The organism is Ferruginibacter sp. (assembly GCF_049840995.1).
Classification (GTDB): Bacteria; Bacteroidota; Bacteroidia; order Chitinophagales; family Chitinophagaceae; genus Ferruginibacter.
Window position 1 is genome coordinate 278,472 of record NZ_JASGIP010000007.1, and the last position, 16,539, is coordinate 295,010.

At 41.6% G+C, this 16,539-nt stretch carries 14 protein-coding genes; 10 read left to right on the plus strand and 4 right to left on the minus strand.

Annotated elements, in window-relative coordinates:
• Positions 1 to 70 precede the first annotated feature (70 nt).
• Positions 71 to 2,545 (plus strand): hypothetical protein, encoded by a 2,475-nt coding sequence (locus QM738_RS19650; protein WP_462278450.1) that lies wholly within the window; start codon positions 71 to 73, stop codon positions 2,543 to 2,545.
• Positions 2,546 to 2,703: 158 nt separating this feature from the next.
• The gene (locus QM738_RS19655; RefSeq protein WP_462278451.1) at positions 2,704 to 3,072 is read left to right on the plus strand and encodes a hypothetical protein; all 369 of its coding nucleotides are present in this window, start codon (positions 2,704 to 2,706) and stop codon (positions 3,070 to 3,072) included.
• A gap of 57 nt (positions 3,073 to 3,129) precedes the next feature.
• Here the strand turns inward: QM738_RS19655 and QM738_RS19660 are convergent, their stop codons facing one another.
• The 4 genes from QM738_RS19660 to QM738_RS19675 form a co-directional block, all read right to left on the minus strand.
• Positions 3,130 to 3,897 carry a cupin domain-containing protein gene (locus QM738_RS19660; RefSeq protein WP_462278452.1) on the minus strand — a complete coding sequence of 256 codons (768 nt, stop codon included), beginning with the start codon at positions 3,895 to 3,897 and terminating at the stop codon, positions 3,130 to 3,132.
• A 61-nt stretch (positions 3,898 to 3,958) separates the two neighbouring features.
• The gene (locus QM738_RS19665; RefSeq protein WP_462278453.1) at positions 3,959 to 5,026 is read right to left on the minus strand and encodes an acyl-CoA dehydrogenase family protein; all 1,068 of its coding nucleotides are present in this window, start codon (positions 5,024 to 5,026) and stop codon (positions 3,959 to 3,961) included.
• A complete protein-coding gene (gene pnuC, locus QM738_RS19670; RefSeq protein WP_462278454.1) occupies positions 5,023 to 5,643 on the minus strand; it encodes a nicotinamide riboside transporter PnuC in 621 nt (206 codons plus the stop codon). Before pnuC ends, QM738_RS19665 begins: the two co-directional genes overlap by 4 nt.
• 719 nt (positions 5,644 to 6,362) lie before the next feature.
• Complete coding sequence (locus tag QM738_RS19675; RefSeq protein WP_462278455.1) at positions 6,363 to 6,905, minus strand: hypothetical protein; 543 nt, start codon at positions 6,903 to 6,905, stop codon at positions 6,363 to 6,365.
• A gap of 211 nt (positions 6,906 to 7,116) precedes the next feature.
• Here QM738_RS19675 and QM738_RS19680 point away from each other — a divergent pair, with 211 nt between their 5' ends.
• The 8 genes from QM738_RS19680 to QM738_RS19715 all read left to right on the plus strand — a co-directional run bounded on the left by QM738_RS19680 (position 7,117) and on the right by QM738_RS19715 (position 16,533).
• The gene (locus QM738_RS19680; RefSeq protein ID WP_462278456.1) at positions 7,117 to 7,518 is read left to right on the plus strand and encodes a BlaI/MecI/CopY family transcriptional regulator; all 402 of its coding nucleotides are present in this window, start codon (positions 7,117 to 7,119) and stop codon (positions 7,516 to 7,518) included.
• Positions 7,519 to 7,523: 5 nt separating this feature from the next.
• Positions 7,524 to 9,698: a M56 family metallopeptidase gene (locus QM738_RS19685; RefSeq protein WP_462278457.1), complete on the plus strand. Its 2,175-nt coding sequence runs from the start codon at positions 7,524 to 7,526 to the stop codon at positions 9,696 to 9,698.
• A gap of 115 nt (positions 9,699 to 9,813) precedes the next feature.
• Complete coding sequence (locus QM738_RS19690) at positions 9,814 to 12,261, plus strand: outer membrane beta-barrel protein (RefSeq protein ID WP_462278458.1); 2,448 nt, start codon at positions 9,814 to 9,816, stop codon at positions 12,259 to 12,261.
• Positions 12,262 to 12,357: 96 nt separating this feature from the next.
• On the plus strand, positions 12,358 to 12,573 hold the full coding sequence (locus tag QM738_RS19695) for a hypothetical protein (RefSeq protein WP_462278459.1): 216 nt from the start codon (positions 12,358 to 12,360) through the stop codon (positions 12,571 to 12,573).
• Between the two features lie 149 nt (positions 12,574 to 12,722).
• Positions 12,723 to 13,268 (plus strand): lipid-binding SYLF domain-containing protein, encoded by a 546-nt coding sequence (locus tag QM738_RS19700; protein WP_462278460.1) that lies wholly within the window; start codon positions 12,723 to 12,725, stop codon positions 13,266 to 13,268.
• An 85-nt stretch (positions 13,269 to 13,353) separates the two neighbouring features.
• Entirely contained in the window at positions 13,354 to 13,947 is a 594-nt protein-coding gene (locus QM738_RS19705) for a Crp/Fnr family transcriptional regulator (protein ID WP_462278461.1), read from the plus strand.
• A gap of 77 nt (positions 13,948 to 14,024) precedes the next feature.
• On the plus strand, positions 14,025 to 15,911 hold the full coding sequence (locus tag QM738_RS19710) for a chloride channel protein (protein ID WP_462278462.1): 1,887 nt from the start codon (positions 14,025 to 14,027) through the stop codon (positions 15,909 to 15,911).
• Between the two features lie 118 nt (positions 15,912 to 16,029).
• Positions 16,030 to 16,533 (plus strand): DinB family protein, encoded by a 504-nt coding sequence (locus QM738_RS19715; RefSeq protein ID WP_462278463.1) that lies wholly within the window; start codon positions 16,030 to 16,032, stop codon positions 16,531 to 16,533.
• The last annotated feature ends 6 nt before the right edge of the window (positions 16,534 to 16,539 follow it).

The following is a 16,539-nucleotide window of genomic DNA, read 5'->3' on the forward strand; positions in this document are numbered from 1 at the left end:
TTTATCAACAAGGGATTGAGCAGCATAAAGATTTTTTTATTATCTTCAGGCCATAACCTTCTATAGCTGTATGAAGCTGGCTGCCTGTGTAACATTACTGCTTTTATTTTCCTGCTTCAACTTACATGCCCAGCAATACGAAAAAATACTGGATTCCATTACACAACGCATAGAATGGTTCGGTATCAAAAATCAAAACGCCTCCCTGTTCGTTCATTTTGATAAAACGGTTTATGCCAACAGCGAAAGCGCCTGGTTCACCGGGTATATTGTGCGCTCCAATACCAATACAGTACACCACACACTTTCAGTAGCATTGGTACGCAATGATGATCATTCAGTATTATCCGAAGCAAAATATGTAATGGATAAAGGGCTGGCTTTTGGCAATATGGTGTTGCCTGATAGTTTACCCACCGGCAATTACAGTTTTGTTTGCTACACCAATATGCTGATCAATGGTTTTCCTGCCGCTTTATTTGTGCAGCCTGTTACCATCAAAGCCGGTACAGCAGCGGGTTTTAATGCCACGCTTTCGCTTACAGACAGCATTAAGCCCGGTATGGACAGCGCAACCGTTTTACTAAAAGCAATGACCAGGGATTATACGTTGGTAAAAAAAGCCGCGGTAAAATATTTTATCGGTGGCAGGGAGCAACCGTTGAAGAGCGGCACTTTAAAAACTGACAATTTTGGTGAAGCCCGGATCACGATCCCTTTAAAAACGATCACAGCTGCCAATAATGTTTTACAAACGGAAATAGATAATGGCACTACGGTCAGGAACTTCAGCATTAAACTACCGGTATATAAAAAAGAGATCCGAGTTAAATTTTATCCCGAGGGCGGCAACCTTATTGCAGGAACAGTCAACACCATTGGTTGGGAAGTGGTGAACAGCGAAGGCGATCCGTTGCAGGTAAGCGCTGCATTGTACCGGGATGAACAACTGGTACAGACGATCAATACCGGTATATATGGGATGGGCAGTTTTACAATGACACCGGAAGCAGGCAGTAGTTATAAAGTTAAAATGATCTATCCAGCCACAGATAGCGTATATGCTATGCCGGTAGTATCGGAAAATGGTATCACTGTCAGCGTACCCGAAGCATTGGCAGCAGATACATTACAAGTGACCGTTCAGGGGGCAGCGGGGCCGGTACTCTTATTATTACACGATTATCAGAACACTTATATCAACACTTCATTTTCATTATCGCAGGGGAGACCGACATTAGTAAAAGTACCTTTGACGGAAGTGCCCCGTGGGCTCGCCACCATTACTTTACTGGACAGTATGGGCAGGCCGGAAGCAGAACGTATCTTCTTTGCTCATTTTAATAAAAAACCGGAAGTGCAGATCAGTACCGACAGTAGTTCTTACGGCAGCAGACAAAAGATAGAGGTAAAATTAAAAGTTACAGCTGCAGATGGCCGGCCACTCAAAGGTTTAGTATCTGTGGCTTGTGTACAGGCCAACCGCCTGGAACTGGCTAAGGCGACCAGTATCGATAGCTATACTTATTTGAACAGTGTACTGAACGATCTTCCTTTTAAGAAAAACCTGTTGGCAAATGATACTGCCAATAAAAAATTCCTGGAGCAGGTATTGCTGGTAAAAGGCTGGCGCAGGTATACCTGGCGGGATGTAATGGCAGTAAAAGCAAGTGATACGCTGGTAAAAATTACTTCATTGCGTTTTACCGGGAAAGTGACTCATGTAGATTCAAAAATTAAAAGGCCACTGCTATTGAATATCAAGAATTTTGTTACCCCTAAATTAGCAGAGCTGGATATTGTATCTACAGATAGCACGGGTAATTTTGAATTACTTCCCGAAAAAATAACGAGTGAGCCTAACCGAAAATTCACTATTTCAGTACGCAGCGAGGAAAAAATGGAATATATCGTAACGGTGAATGATCCTTATAAAGAAACGGGCAAAAAATTGGCGGCGACATTAGCATTTCCAGATTACAGCCCAAAGAGTTTTGCGCAAACCACCCAGGCATTTATCTTAAAGCCCGGTGAAACGGCCAAAACGCTCAGTACGGTGGTGATCGCTACTAAAACGGATAACAGTTTTTACAACAGTCGTGAGCCCGGCATGAATATATGCGGCGATTATGTTTGTCAGAACGGGATACTCAATTGTATCAATCATCCTAATGATGGTTTTCAACCGGTTGTTGGTAAAAGTTATGGCGTACGCTACGGCGGAAATACGATCGTGCAGACGATCTACCGTGGTTGCACAGCACTGGAAGCTGCTGCTAAGAACGAATACCAGGTTTCTATGGCAGGGATCTATAACCGGAGAGAATTTTATGTTACAGACCTAAGCAAAGCTGATCCAACCGATCCACAATTTCTTCCCACATTATACTGGAATTACTCTGTTGTTACTAATGATGCAGGCGAAGCGCAATTTAGTTTTTACAGCAGTGATATTGCGGGCAAATTCCGGCTGGTAGTGCAGGGTATCACTGCAGATAACCTGTTGTATGGCGAACAAAATTTTGATGTAAGAGAACAAAAATGACCTGATCCCGTACGCTGTAGTTTATAAATATCTCTCTTTTTTTATGCTTGCTATTCCCATGGCTTTTAATGCCTTCTGAAGCATTAACATTTCTTTTGTAAACTATTGCCCTTCATTACCATCTGATATGCATTAGTAACCTTTTAAAATTTACAATTATGAAAAAGATTTTTACTCTATTAGTTGGTATCACTATCGCAGCTTCAACATTTGCACAATATAAAGCAGGCGGCTACGATAAAAAGAATGATGTTGCCTTTAATGATGGATTCAGGAAAGACAACGACCGCGACAGTAGGTATTATTCCTTCAGCACCCGGGAAAGGGATATGCAGATCGCACAGATCAACCGGGATTACGACTGGAAAATACAGGACGTAAAAAGAAAGATGTTTGTTTCCCGTTTCAGGAAAGATGTGATGATCCGCCAGCTGGAAGATCAGCGCAGGTTTGAAATAAATAAAGTGTATGATAAGTTCAATGACCGTTTCAACCGTTTCGATCATGATCCTAAAAAACACTGGTAAGTAATAGCATGAAAACAAAAGGGCCCTTTGCGGGGCCCTTTCTTATTGTACAATTTTTTATCTCCATTTAAATGCAAAATAGCTGCAGGGTTTATCAGTGGCATTACCAACACCGTGCATTTTGTTACTTTCTGCAATGTAAAAATCGCCGGGTCCTGCGGTATATTGTTTGCCATCGATGGTAATTTCACTTTCTCCTTCAATGATCAAAATAACTTCGGTGTCCACGTGCTGGTGTGGTGCATGGCTGGGCCCTTTTTGTTTTAGGTATGTGATGTGCATTTCAAAATTGTCGCACATGGCAGTGGGCCTGTCAAAATATTTTCGGGCGCCTTTATTATTAGCTTCTGTGTATTTTAATGAATCGTAGTTCAGCAACAGTGCACCACCAGCCTGGTTGCTTCTTTCCATATTCATTTTGCGACTGCGTAACTGGAACACATAATAGGTGAGGGGACCGTTGCCCACGTTCTGCAACTGCTGCATTTCGAGCGGTGGTATCAGTAATACGCTGCCCTTGCCCAGTATGGCAGTTTTATTGCCGATGGTGGCTTTCATGGTGCCTTCTTTAATAATGATCAGTTCTTCAATATCTTTTTGCGCATGAGCTGGTTTGGGAGCAGCCCCTTTGAATTGGGTGGTGGCATGCACTTCAAAATACTCTAATTCGGGTGTGGTGCCCAGGGCAATTTTGCGGCTTTCCCTTCCGCTGTCTTTCTTCACGGGAAAATCATTCCAGTGGTAAGCGCCTGAAAGCACCGGTTGCAATTGAGCTAAAGCAGTGTTGCCCACTGCGAGTAAAATGAAGAGGAAAAAAAATTTCATATGCAGGCTGTTAATGGTTTAAACTATCCAAATATAATTATTTGCCGGTAAAATACCATCCTTATCGGTTGAAAAGGCTGTGCTGGCTGGCCGTATGGAGGTTGCGCCAAACCCTGCTGATCTCTGTTGCAGGATCGGCTGCCTGCATGCCGCAATAGGGATATAATTCGTCTACTGATCTACGTGAGTATATAGCGAGTTGCTTACTAGTATCGCTTACCTGTTGCAGCAGCTCCTTACTGATATTTCCGTTTGCAATACATGCACCCCAGGAAATATCAACAGCCTTATAAAAAACTGTTCTCAGCTCATTCAATTTATTGCTGCAGGTTTCAAGCAGGTATAATTGTTGCGTATTACCGCCAGGTTGCAATATCCCGCTACATAATTCTAAAAAACGGAGTGCCATGCCGCTGCTGTTTACTGCAAGTGTGGCTTCGGCAAATTGTAAGAATGGATATTGATAGATGGGCAGAACCGAAACTGCGTGCGCCGGATCGATAATAAAAGCCCTGTTACTATTTACAGTAAGCTCTTTTACAGAAAAACTATGACTGCCCGTTGCGATCATGCCGATGCGCTGCCAGTTTTGGTGCACTGTAACTTCGTTGCGTAAAAAAATAAAAGGCCGTATCAACGGTTGTCCGTCACTATTCTTTACAACACTGCCATTTTCTTCAATGATGCAGTTGGCGGTAAAAGCGGTGGCATGGTCTGCTCCCGAAGCATAATCCCAACCGCCGGTAATGATATAATTTTCTCCCTCTTTTTTTGCAATACCGGAAGCCTTGCCGCTGCCGGCAATGCACACATTCTTCTCGCCGAATATCATTGTTGCAATACCAGGCTGTAAAAATCCTGCAAACCAGGCGGCACCTGCACAAAGCGTTACGGTCCAACCTACAGATCCGTCCGTCCACGCCAGGGCTTCTTCCAGTTGTAATGCTTTGACAAGATCCAGTTGTAACCCGTTGTAAACTTGTGGTACGAATAATTGCAACCATTGCTGTTCATACAATATGGCCAGTTGCACCGGGTGCAGTGTTTGAAGTGTTTCCGCTTCGCCGGCAACATTGCGTATGGCAGTTACCAATTGTACATCAATTTGTGCAGAAGGATGAAACATCATGCTGAAAATAATTTTTGTTTGCTGATGATGCGCTTCCAGTCGAAGAAACCAAATACAGCAACAATGAATAAAAAGATGGTAAGCATGGCAAACATGGGCAATTGCTTATAGAATAATAAGGGTATCGCAAATAAATTGGAAATATTCAGTAATACCCAGTTCTCGATCTTGCGGCGGGAGAGCAGCCACATGCCCGCCCATGCGGTGGCGCTTACCCATGCATCCCAAAAAGGAACAGTAGAAGTAGTATAATATTTCAATGCAAAAGCAAGCACTGCAAACCCACCTGCAACGATGAGAATTACTGTTAACCACTCATTGCGGTTGCATTGGCTGATGGGCACAGGCGGTTTATCTTTTTTCTTTGCCCAGTACCACCAGCCATATATACTCATTACAAGATAATAGGCATTCAGCAGGCACTCTGCATATAACTCAACATCGAAAAGTATATATATAGAAAGCAGTGTGCTAATGATCCCGGCGGGGTATAGCAGTATCTTATTGGCTTTTGCAAGCAACACTTCTGCCACGCCGGTAATAACGGCCAGCCATTGCAATACATCTGTTTCTTTTATTTGTTTCCAGAATAAACTGGTCCATTCCTGCAGGCTCATACTATACAATTGAAATAATAAAATGTACTAAAAGTGCCGCAGGGAGCAGTATAAACTTTTCCTTGTCCCTACGCCGGCATTACCCGGATCAGGTGTATGAAAAAATGCCGCAGCATTTTTTCAATGGGTATGATCTCAGCCTGTTTTTAATAAAGAAAATAAAATGGTTTATTTTCTTTAAAGGCACCCCTTTAGTAGGTGGTAAAGATAGTACTATAATCGTTTCAATGTGGAGCACATCTTATGAAAATAAAAAAGCATAAGCGTAAAAAAACGTAAAGCCACCAGTACATCGTTCGTACATAGCGCATCACCTGTACGTAGCTGTACCAATTGCCCTGCCGGGAAAATTAATTTTTACGGGGGAGTTTCCGTTTCCTGTATTTTTTAACGCAGCGTTCCTGCGTAAGTGAATAAAAAATTTTTGCTGTTAAGGCATTGCTGCTGCTGCAAAATAATACACCCGTTGTTTTACTAAGTAGATTTAGTAGGTACAATAGCTTTGTAATGGCTTGGTTTTTGGCTAATTTTATACAAAACCAATTCTATGAGAGCTATATCTTTTTTAATTGTCGTTTGTCTTATCTTTTTTATCCTGGCGTTTTCTTTGGTAACGATGTTCTTCTCTATCTTTTTTAACTGAACGTTATTTCCGGTACAAAGGAGAACAGCAGGAGTATCTCTTTACCGCAGCAGGCAAAAATATAGCTTCGCAGCGATCAGGCGATACTGGGTGTAATGGTGACCAGGGTGAACAAAAGAAAATTACCATCTCCGCTCCATTTGCCTTTTTGCAATACTATGTATTCATTACTGGTACTCCAGTACAGTATTGTTGAACTGTCTGCATTATTAAAAACAGCACCGCCTTCGTATTCAGGTGTCCAGTCGATGCCATACGATATCCCTCCTTCGCCGGTGATATCATCATAATCAGTTGCAGCCATATCTGCAGGTAATTGCCCGTAAGCCTGTATTGGTGTGCCAAAGTATTTTACTATCATTTCTGCTACTGCAGCATACATGGCATCGTTATTCACTTCCAGTGCGGTTTCCATTTCTGTTGTCATTAATTCATCATAATCATGATCACCACCACTGCAATTGAATAAAAATATTTTACGTGCTGGTCCATTTCTTAAAAAATTAGAGAGGTGATCGTTGCAGGTGATCTCTGCGGGAGAAGAGATCACGGCAGGGTAGGACTTGCCCAGCTGTGTTTTTATTTCCTCCAGTTTACGGGCTAATGTTTCTCTATCCATGCTGTATCTTTTTGATCGTACCATAGGTCGTTTATTTATACAGGCTCAAAAATAAAAGGCCAAAACCCCCAAGCCGTTCAAAACCAGCCAGCGAAGGCTTTTACTTAACCATCGGTAATTTGTTTGACCGGCTAAAACCATTTTCACAAAATTTTTTGAAAAAAAACAACCTAAATATTTGTTCGTACGAAATATTTCCTACCTTTAACTCATGAAAGAAGAAATCAATAATAAGTCCGGCGAACCTACAAGGTCAGAGCTGGAGATATTACAGGTATTATGGAAGCATGGGCCTTCTACAGTGCGTTTTGTGAATGATGTACTGAATGAAATGAAAAGATCTGTTCAGTATACTTCCACTTTAAAACTGATGCAGATAATGGCGGAGAAAAAAATGCTTACCCGGGATGAAAGCAGTATGAAGCATGTATATCATGCGGCGGTGGAAGAACAGACCACCAAGGGCGCCCTGCTGGAGAAATTTGTGGATACACTGTACAATGGTTCGGCCAGCAGCCTGATGATGCAGTTGCTGGGCAATAAAAAAACCTCAAAAAAAGAATTGCAGGCCATAAAAGATATGCTGGCAAAATTTGATAAAGACAATAAATAAATGTTATGACATTGATCTCCATTGATAATTTGCTGCCCGGCAAAATGGGACAGGCTTTGTGCTGGATGCTGGTGCATTCCCTGTGGATCGGTTTGATACTGGCCGTAGTTACCGGTATCATTATGCTGGCCACCAAAAGGCAAACTGCGGCTTTGCGTTATAAACTGCTTACTGCTGCATTGTTTGTATTTACAGGTACAGTACTGGCGGTATTTATCCTGCAGTTAGTGAATGACAGCAATGCACTCAACAACCAGGTAGCCACATCGGCAGCATCCACGGTGATCAATGTGAACGACAATTTGCAGGCTTTTAATATTGTGGAGAACAAAGACAGTCTTACTGTTTCCATCACCGCCTTTCTCAACGATCATGCAAATGTGATCGTTTTGTGCTGGCTGCTGGTACTTTGCTTCCGTTGTATAAAACTCGCTACCGGCCTGCATCGTATCAAACAGATGAAGACCACGCAGCTTACACCGGTAACAGATCATTGGAATGAAAAACTGAACAGTCTTGCCGCAGCATTGAATATCCGCACCCGTATACAGTTCATGCAGTCGGGCATTGCAGCCATACCCATGGTGGCAGGGCATTTTAAACCAATGATACTTTTTCCCATCGGCCTTATTAATTCTTTGCCTGCAGAAGAAGTGGAAGCCATACTGCTGCACGAACTGGCACATATACTGCGCAAAGATTACCTGGTGAATATGCTGCAGAATTTTGCAGAAGTGCTTTTCTTTTTTAATCCCGCTGTACTATGGATATCTGCCCTGATAAAAATTGAAAGGGAGAATTGCTGTGATGATATTGCCTTATCGCAAACAGGCAGCAAACGGGATTATATCAATGCGCTGGTATCATTCCAGGAATACCAGCTGAACGCACCGCAATATGCAACCGCACTTGCCGGCAATAAAAAACATTTGCTGGAAAGAGTAAAACGGATGCTATACAATAACAACAAAACACTTAATGCCATGGAAAAAACATTTTTAACCGTAAGTTTTATCGTTGCCACTTCGCTGACGGTATTCTTTACACAGGCCCAAACGGGCAAAACAAAAACCACCGTGATCAAGTCTACGGCGCAGGACACTTTTACATCCCTTGCCGACAGGTATTACAACCCTGCTGATTTTGAAGACGGCGCCAACATCAGTTATTCGGAAACGAGAAATGGCGTAAAACATACCTTATATCTTTATAAAAGAGGCGACAAACTGTACGAGATATTCGGGGACATTACCAGCTTCAAGATCAACGGTCAAAAAATACCTCAGGAGCAATGGGGTAAGTACAAAGATCTGATCATTCAATTGAGACAGGATTATGAAAAAGCGCATATTGCAAGAGAAGACGCCATTACCGACAAAGACGCTGAAGACAAAAGGGTTGATGCAGAAAATGCATTGACCAACAAGCTGGAAGCTGAAGCGGATATGGAAAAACAAAGGGCAGAAAAAATGCAGGCAGAACAGGCTGCAATGTTAAAATTACAGGATGGTTTAAAAAATGAACAACAACAATTGTTATTGCAAAAAGCAAAACTGGCAGCAGAACAGGACGCTAAAAGGGCGCTGCAGCTGAAACTGGAAGCCGAAAAGAACAGCAATAAAAAACCTGCGATGGAAAAATTGCAGCTGGAATTGCAGCAGTTAAAACTGCAACAGGAAAAACTGCAGAAAGAAGCGGAAGAGAAGCAAATATTGCTTGAAAAGATACAACATGAAAAAGATGTACAGCAGCAGAAATCAGATGCCACTTCTGTAAGTAAAAGAGAGATAGAAAGAAGGGTGGAGAATGATAACGATGTGGCATACACTAAATTAAGTTATTCTGAAGATAAGAATGCATACAAGGCATATAAAGGAGATGTTTACAATAAACAGTATGACCCGGCTTACAGTAAAGATGCGTATAAACTAACCGGCATACAAAGCAATGGCAACAGCAATGCAGCCGATGTAGATGTAAAAGAACTCACTAATAATGTTATTGCCGATCTTATTAAAGCAAAAGTGATCGAAAGTCCCGCTAACCTGTCCTACGAAGTAAGCAATGAAAGATTGGTCGTGAATGGAAAAGTACAACCAGAAGACCTGCACCAGGAATTGAAAGCCAAATACATAAAAAGTCCTGACTGGATATTGTTATACAATTTCAGGACCAAGTAATCTAGTCCGGCGGATTTTCAATTCGCTTCTTAAATACCCAGCATTAATACATTCCTTTTAATATTTTTAAAGATCACTTCAATGTGAACAGGCATTTTATTGCCCCAAGTAAGCCATGAAAAAAAGTATAGCCATGCTTTTGATCCTGCTTGTACTTACCGGTTTTACCTGCGCCATTTTTGCCCAGGTAACCGGTAAGGTTACAGGTGGTAAGAACAAAGCATTATCAGCCGCCAGTATTTCTTTATTAAGAACAACAGATTCTGCCATCGTAAAAACGATCCTCAGCGATACCACGGGCAAATTTGAGATCAGCAATATTGCCGCAGGCAATTATTTGCTGTTGATACAGCACACCGGTTTTAAAAAATATTACAGCAGGTATTTTGTAATAGATGCACAGCATACAACTGTTGCAGTGCCTGCAATAGAAATGGAAACTGCGGCACCGTTAACGCTGGATGCGGTATCTGTCAGCTCTAAAAAACCATTGATTGAAAGAAAGGCAGATAAAATCATCGTGAATGTGGATGCTTTTATTTCCAATACCGGCAGCAATGCGCTGGAAGTACTGGAACAATCTCCCGGTGTACAGGTGGATAACAACGATGCCATCAGCCTTAAAGGCAAAGCGGGTGTAGCTATTTATATTGATGATAAACCCACTTATCTTTCCGGTGCCGACCTGGCCAATTATTTAAAATCATTACCGGCCAGTATGTTGGATAAGATCGAGATCATGACCACGCCTCCTGCAAAATATGATGCAGCAGGCAATGCAGGCGTTATCAATATAAAAACTAAAAAGAGCAAGGTAAAGGGTTTCAATGGCAATGTTACTGCCAGTTACCGCCAGGGTGTGTATGGCGACAGCCGCAATACATTCAACTTTAATTACCGCAACAATAAGATCAACAGCTTTGGTAATATTGTTTTTTCGGGCGGTAATAGTTTTAATGATCTTACCATTAAACGCTGGTATACCGATGCAGGCGGTAACATTCAATCCAGTTTTATACAGAACTCCTACATCAAAAGATGGTACAATAGTTTGAATACAAAACTGGGTACAGATATTTATCTCAGCAACAAAGCAACACTGGGATTTGTATTCAGTAGTGTTGGCAGGCCTTCAACAGAAAAAAGGACCAACACCGGCACCTTCTTCAATGCACAGAACAAAGCGGATTCTGTTATTCTAGCAGACAACCATGAAAAGGAACGTTTCGGCAATACCAGTTATAACAGCAATTTCCGTTACCAGTTCGATAGTACCGGTAAAGAACTCACCATCGACCTCGATTATATCAGGTACAACACCAGCAATGAACAATTATTTAAGAACTCCAGTTATACTTCCAGCAATAGTTTAAAGACCAAGGATGACCTGATCGGTTCTTTACCGGGCAACCTGGATATTTATTCTTTTAAAACTGATTATACGCAACCACTGGATAAAAAAACAAAACTGGAAACGGGTTTTAAAATAAGTTATATCAACACTGATAATGTTGCCGCGTATGCAACTACTGTAAATGATGTTACCACTCCTGATTATGAAAAGACCAACCACTTTATTTACAAGGAAAATATCAATGCTGCCTATATAAATTTCAGCAGGGAAATGAAAAGGGTTTCCCTGCAACTGGGGCTGCGTGCCGAAAACACGGTTTCAAAAGGGCATCAACTGGGCAATATTGTAAAACCCGATTCTTCTTTTAAAAGAAATTACAGCAATCTCTTTCCAACTGTTTTTGTTTCGTATAAATTAGACAGTAACAGCAACAATGTGTTGAATTTTTCTTACAGTAAAAGAATTGACCGGCCATATTATGCCGACCTCAATCCATTTATTTCCCCGCTGGACAAATTCACTTATTATGCCGGTAATCCTTTTTTGAACCCGCAGTTCACCAAACATTTTGAACTGTCGCATGTGTACAAAGGAATGTTGAATACCACGGTTTCTTACGATCATATTAAAGACGAGATGGACGAAACGATAGAACTGGCGGGCAATACTTTTATCAGTCGTACCGGTAATATCGGGAAAAAAGATGTGGCGGGTGTTTCGATGGATGCAACTGTAAAACCTTATAAATGGTGGACCGGTATCGCTTTTGTGAACTATATATACATACACACCCAAAGTAAAATATATACAGAAGTTGTTGACACGAAGTCGGGCTTTTGGGTTGCCTCACTTACCAACCAGTTCAATTTATCAAAGGGATGGAGCCTGGAAGTGTTGGGCAGGTACCGGTCGAACCTGTTAGACGGACAGTTTAAGCTTGTGTCCACCAAACAACTGAATGTGGGCGTGCAAAAGAAAATATTAAAAGATAAAGGCACGGTAAAGCTCAACTGCCAGGATATTTTCCGCACCCGTATCAACCAAGGTTATATCAACAGCCTGAAGGGTGGCAGCGGTTATTATCACAATCCCAACGACAGCCGTGCAGTGGTGATCGCTTTTACTTATCGTTTCAGTAAAGGAGCAAAGGCGAAGGATAGCAGGAAGACCGGTGGCGCGGAAAGCGAACAGAACCGGGTAAAAGAATAAAATAACATTTAATAATGCAACATAATTCACGCCCTGCTGTCCCTTTAAAAATGCAAAACCGGCAAAGTAGGATGTAGTGAATCAAAAAATTCCTGTATGCAGCAACAAGATCAGTTATGGCATTTATTAGCAGCTTCCCTTGCAGGAGAAGCGCAGCCCGCTGAATTGGCCCGGCTGCAGGCATTAATAGAAGCAGATGAGAGCATTAAGGATATTGTGGACACGATCAGTGCTTACTGGGAACAGACCGGGAAAGTGCATAAGCATGAAATAGAAACGGCCTGGGAAAAATTGGCCTGGAAAATACAATGATACTCTGCAACCTGTACTTAAAATGTAACACAAATTCCCCATAATGGTGTACCTGCTCCGCAATAAATATCGCTACCAGCTTTAAAAAACAGTTGGCAGATTTTTTGTCCGGTTAAAAGAAACTTAACCTTTTAACAAAAAATCTGATCATGAAAAAGAATAGTATAATTGGCCTGTCCTTATCATTATTGATATCGGCAGCGCTTATCATCCCGTTAAATAGTACCGGTAGTGATGACCATAAAAAAATAATCAACGACAGTAAAGATGCAAAAGCAGCATTTATAAAAACTGATCCATCGATGAAATCACTTTTTACCAGTTCATATGGTTATGCCATATTGCCCAACGTAGGTAAAGGAGCAGTAGGAGTAGGTGGTGCAGCAGGCAATGGGGTTGTATACGAAAAAGGTAAGATAATCGGAACAGCAAAGATGTTGCAGGTGAGTGTGGGCTTCCAGTTTGGCGGGCAGGCATACCGCGAAGTGATATTCTTTGAAAATAAAGAAGCGCTGGATCATTTTAAGAATGACAAGATCGAATTTGCAGGACAGGTTTCGGCCATTGCTGCCAAAAACGATGCATCTGCGAATACCCAGTACCGTGATGGTGTAAAAGTTTTTACGGAAGGAAAAAATGGTTTAATGGTAGAAGCGGCTATAGGAGGTCAGAGATTTACTTATAGTGCGTTATAAGTAATTTCTACCTCCTTTTACCAGCAATATTTAGTAAAATATTGCTGGTTTTTTTATAGTAATTTTGATGTCTTAAACGACAGCAATGAAAGGCAATAATGCCAGCCTGGTACAGTATATTCAAAAGACTTTTCCATTAGGTGTTGATAAAGCAGAAGAGATCGCTGATCGTTTTTCTGAAAAGACCGCCCGGAAGAATGAACTGGTATTAACTGAAGGCAGGATATGCAAAGAATTTTATTTCCTGGAAGAAGGTTTTATATGGTCTTATACCCGTGACATTAACGGCAACAATATTACCACTAACTTTTATTCGGATAAACAGGTTGTGGGTGAGTTCTATTCGTTCTTTAAACAAATTCCCGGCAAAGAGAATTACCAGGCGTTAACGGGTTGTCAATTATGGTGCATCACTTTTGATGAATTGCAACTGGCATTTCATTCGATGCCCGAATTCAGGGAGTTTGGTCGATCAATGCTTGTAAGCGCCTATGCTGATTCTAAACAGCGAATGCTTTCTATGCTCCATCACACTGCTGAAGAAAGATATAGCCTGTTGATCACTGAAAACCCTGATATATTTCAGTATGCCTCTTTGAAAACCATTGCTTCCTATCTTGGCATTACCAATACTTCTTTAAGCAGGATAAGAAAAGAATTTTCCAAAAACTATAAGTAGCTAGCCAGAAGTTGCCATATGGTAACTTTTCAGCAGTATACAAGCCCGACCTTTGCGCACAAATTATTGATGTACTGATGACAAAAAATAATATTGCAGGGCGCACTATACCCATCTCTGTTTCCCTGAACGATACTCTGGCAGCAGAAAATATTTATCCCGGGCCAACACGAAATAAAAAACGCATCATTACAATTGCGCTGATCGCAGTGTCCATTGCAGTAATTACAAGTTGTATTGCAAAGCTACTGGTATCACTTATCAGCCTGGTTACCAACATTGCTTTTTATAGCAGTTTTTCTGTAGCGCACACCAGCCCATGGAATCATACGCTGGGCCTTTGGGTAATAGTACTGCCGGTCATTGGCGGTATCATAGTAGGGGTCATGGCATTGTACGGCTCAAAAGCAATACGGGGCCATGGTATCCCCGAAGCAATGGAGCAGGTGCTTACCAACCAAAGTAAAATAAAGCCCACCATCACCTATCTAAAACCACTTTCTTCGGCTATTGCTATTGGAACAGGCGGGCCATTCGGTGCAGAAGGGCCGATCATTGCTACCGGCGGCGCATTGGGTTCTACTATCGGTCAGTTATTAAAAATCACCCACTATGAAAGAAAGATTTTATTGGCAGCAGGCGCTACAGCTGGTATGTCAGCAATTTTCGGCAGTCCTGTAGCGGCTATTTTTTTGGCGATCGAATTGCTATTATTCGAATTCTCGCCGCGATCCATCATACCTGTGGCACTGGCCTGTATAACAGGTGCTGCCGGGCATTATTTTTTATTTGAGCAGGGACCGGTATTTGCAGTTTCAACAAGTATTGCAGCTGCATCCAATACCGCATTGTTTGCATATAGTGTAATTGGGATCGTGATTGGATTGATTGCCATTATGGTAACAAAAACGGTATACTTTATTGAAGATGTGTTTGAAAAAATACCCATCCACTGGATGTGGTGGCCTGCGATAGGAGGGATTGCAGTAGGTGTTACAGGATATTTTTATCCACGCACCCTGGGGGTTGGTTATGAAAACATCACCGATATCATTTCCGGCAACATTCCCGTTCAATTGGTATTAACCCAGTGTATTTTTAAATTCATTTCCTGGGCTATCGCCCTGGGTAGTGGTACATCAGGTGGAACATTGGCTCCGTTGCTTACCATTGGCGCTGCCACCGGCATGCTGGCAGGTTATGTGATAACGGATTTTTTTCCGGGTGCTGGCGTAACACTTCCCCTTGCCGCCCTTATCGGAATGTCTGCAATGTTTGCAGGTGCATCAAGGGCCTTACTTACCTCTATCATTTTTGCATTAGAAACTACGGGCCAGTTCAATGCATTATTACCATTACTGGCAGCTTGCACGGCATCTTATTTTGTTTCATTCTTTCTGATGAAAAATACAATTATGACGGAGAAGATAGAAAGAAGAGGGGTAAAAACACCCGACTCATATGAGCCAGATATACTGGAAAGAAAAACTGTGGCAGATGTACTGGATGATAACGCTATGGTTTTAAGCGATGAAAATACTATTGGAGAAATAAGCGCATGGATGAAAACCGGCGAGTCATTTTACGGCAATCATTTTATCATTATCGATAGTGAGGGTCAATTTAAAGGTATCGTCATTGCCTCCGCTATTTTAAGCGGACAACATGATCCCGCTGCAACGATCGATACGTTGGTCAATAAAAAAAATATTTCCATTTATGCAGGCAGCAGCCTTAAACTTGCGGTACAAAAAATGGCTGTAGCAGACATCGACGTATTGCCGGTTGTGTCTGCAGACAACAATATTACAGGTGTACTGTCTTATAAAGATATCCTTGCAGCTTATAAACATACCGCAGACGAACACCAAAAAAAGCAGGCGCATATTTCTTTAAAAAAACAGGGATTCAAAATATTGATACACGGACAAAAGTTGATTGGAAGAGTTAAAAATAAAAACTAAGTACAATTGTATATTACTGTCGTGATTTGACCGCAATCTTGTCGCAATAGCACCCCGCTTAATCCCGGCATCTGTTTATCTTTACTTGTATTCAAATACAGTTTAAACGGGAACATACATGGAAAAAGCTATACTGGTTGCAATTGACGAGACCACCAATGAATTGTTACAGACGATCGCCCTGTTCAATGATGAACAATTTAACCGGATACCTTTTGAAGGCAGCTGGACGGCGGGACAGGTTGCAGAACATATCTACAAATCCGAATACGGTATACCTATGGTTTGGCAAAGCAGGGGAGTGCCGGCAGGGCGGCCTGCAGATGAAAAAGCAGCCACTATCAGGTCGATATTCTTAGATTTTACTATTAAAATGCAATCACCCGGTTTTATTCTGCCTACTGATGAACCAAAGGAACAGGCGGTTTTATACGATACCATAAAAATTAACAGGGATTCCATTGCTTCATTGGCAGGTTCAATTGACCTCAATACTTTATTTCCTGATATCCCGTTTCCGCAAATAGGAGAACTGACGGGGCTTGAATGGGCTACATTTTTAGTTTGTCATTCAAAAAGGCATACAAGGCAGTTGAAGAATATTTATGAGTATGTAAAATAAAAACAT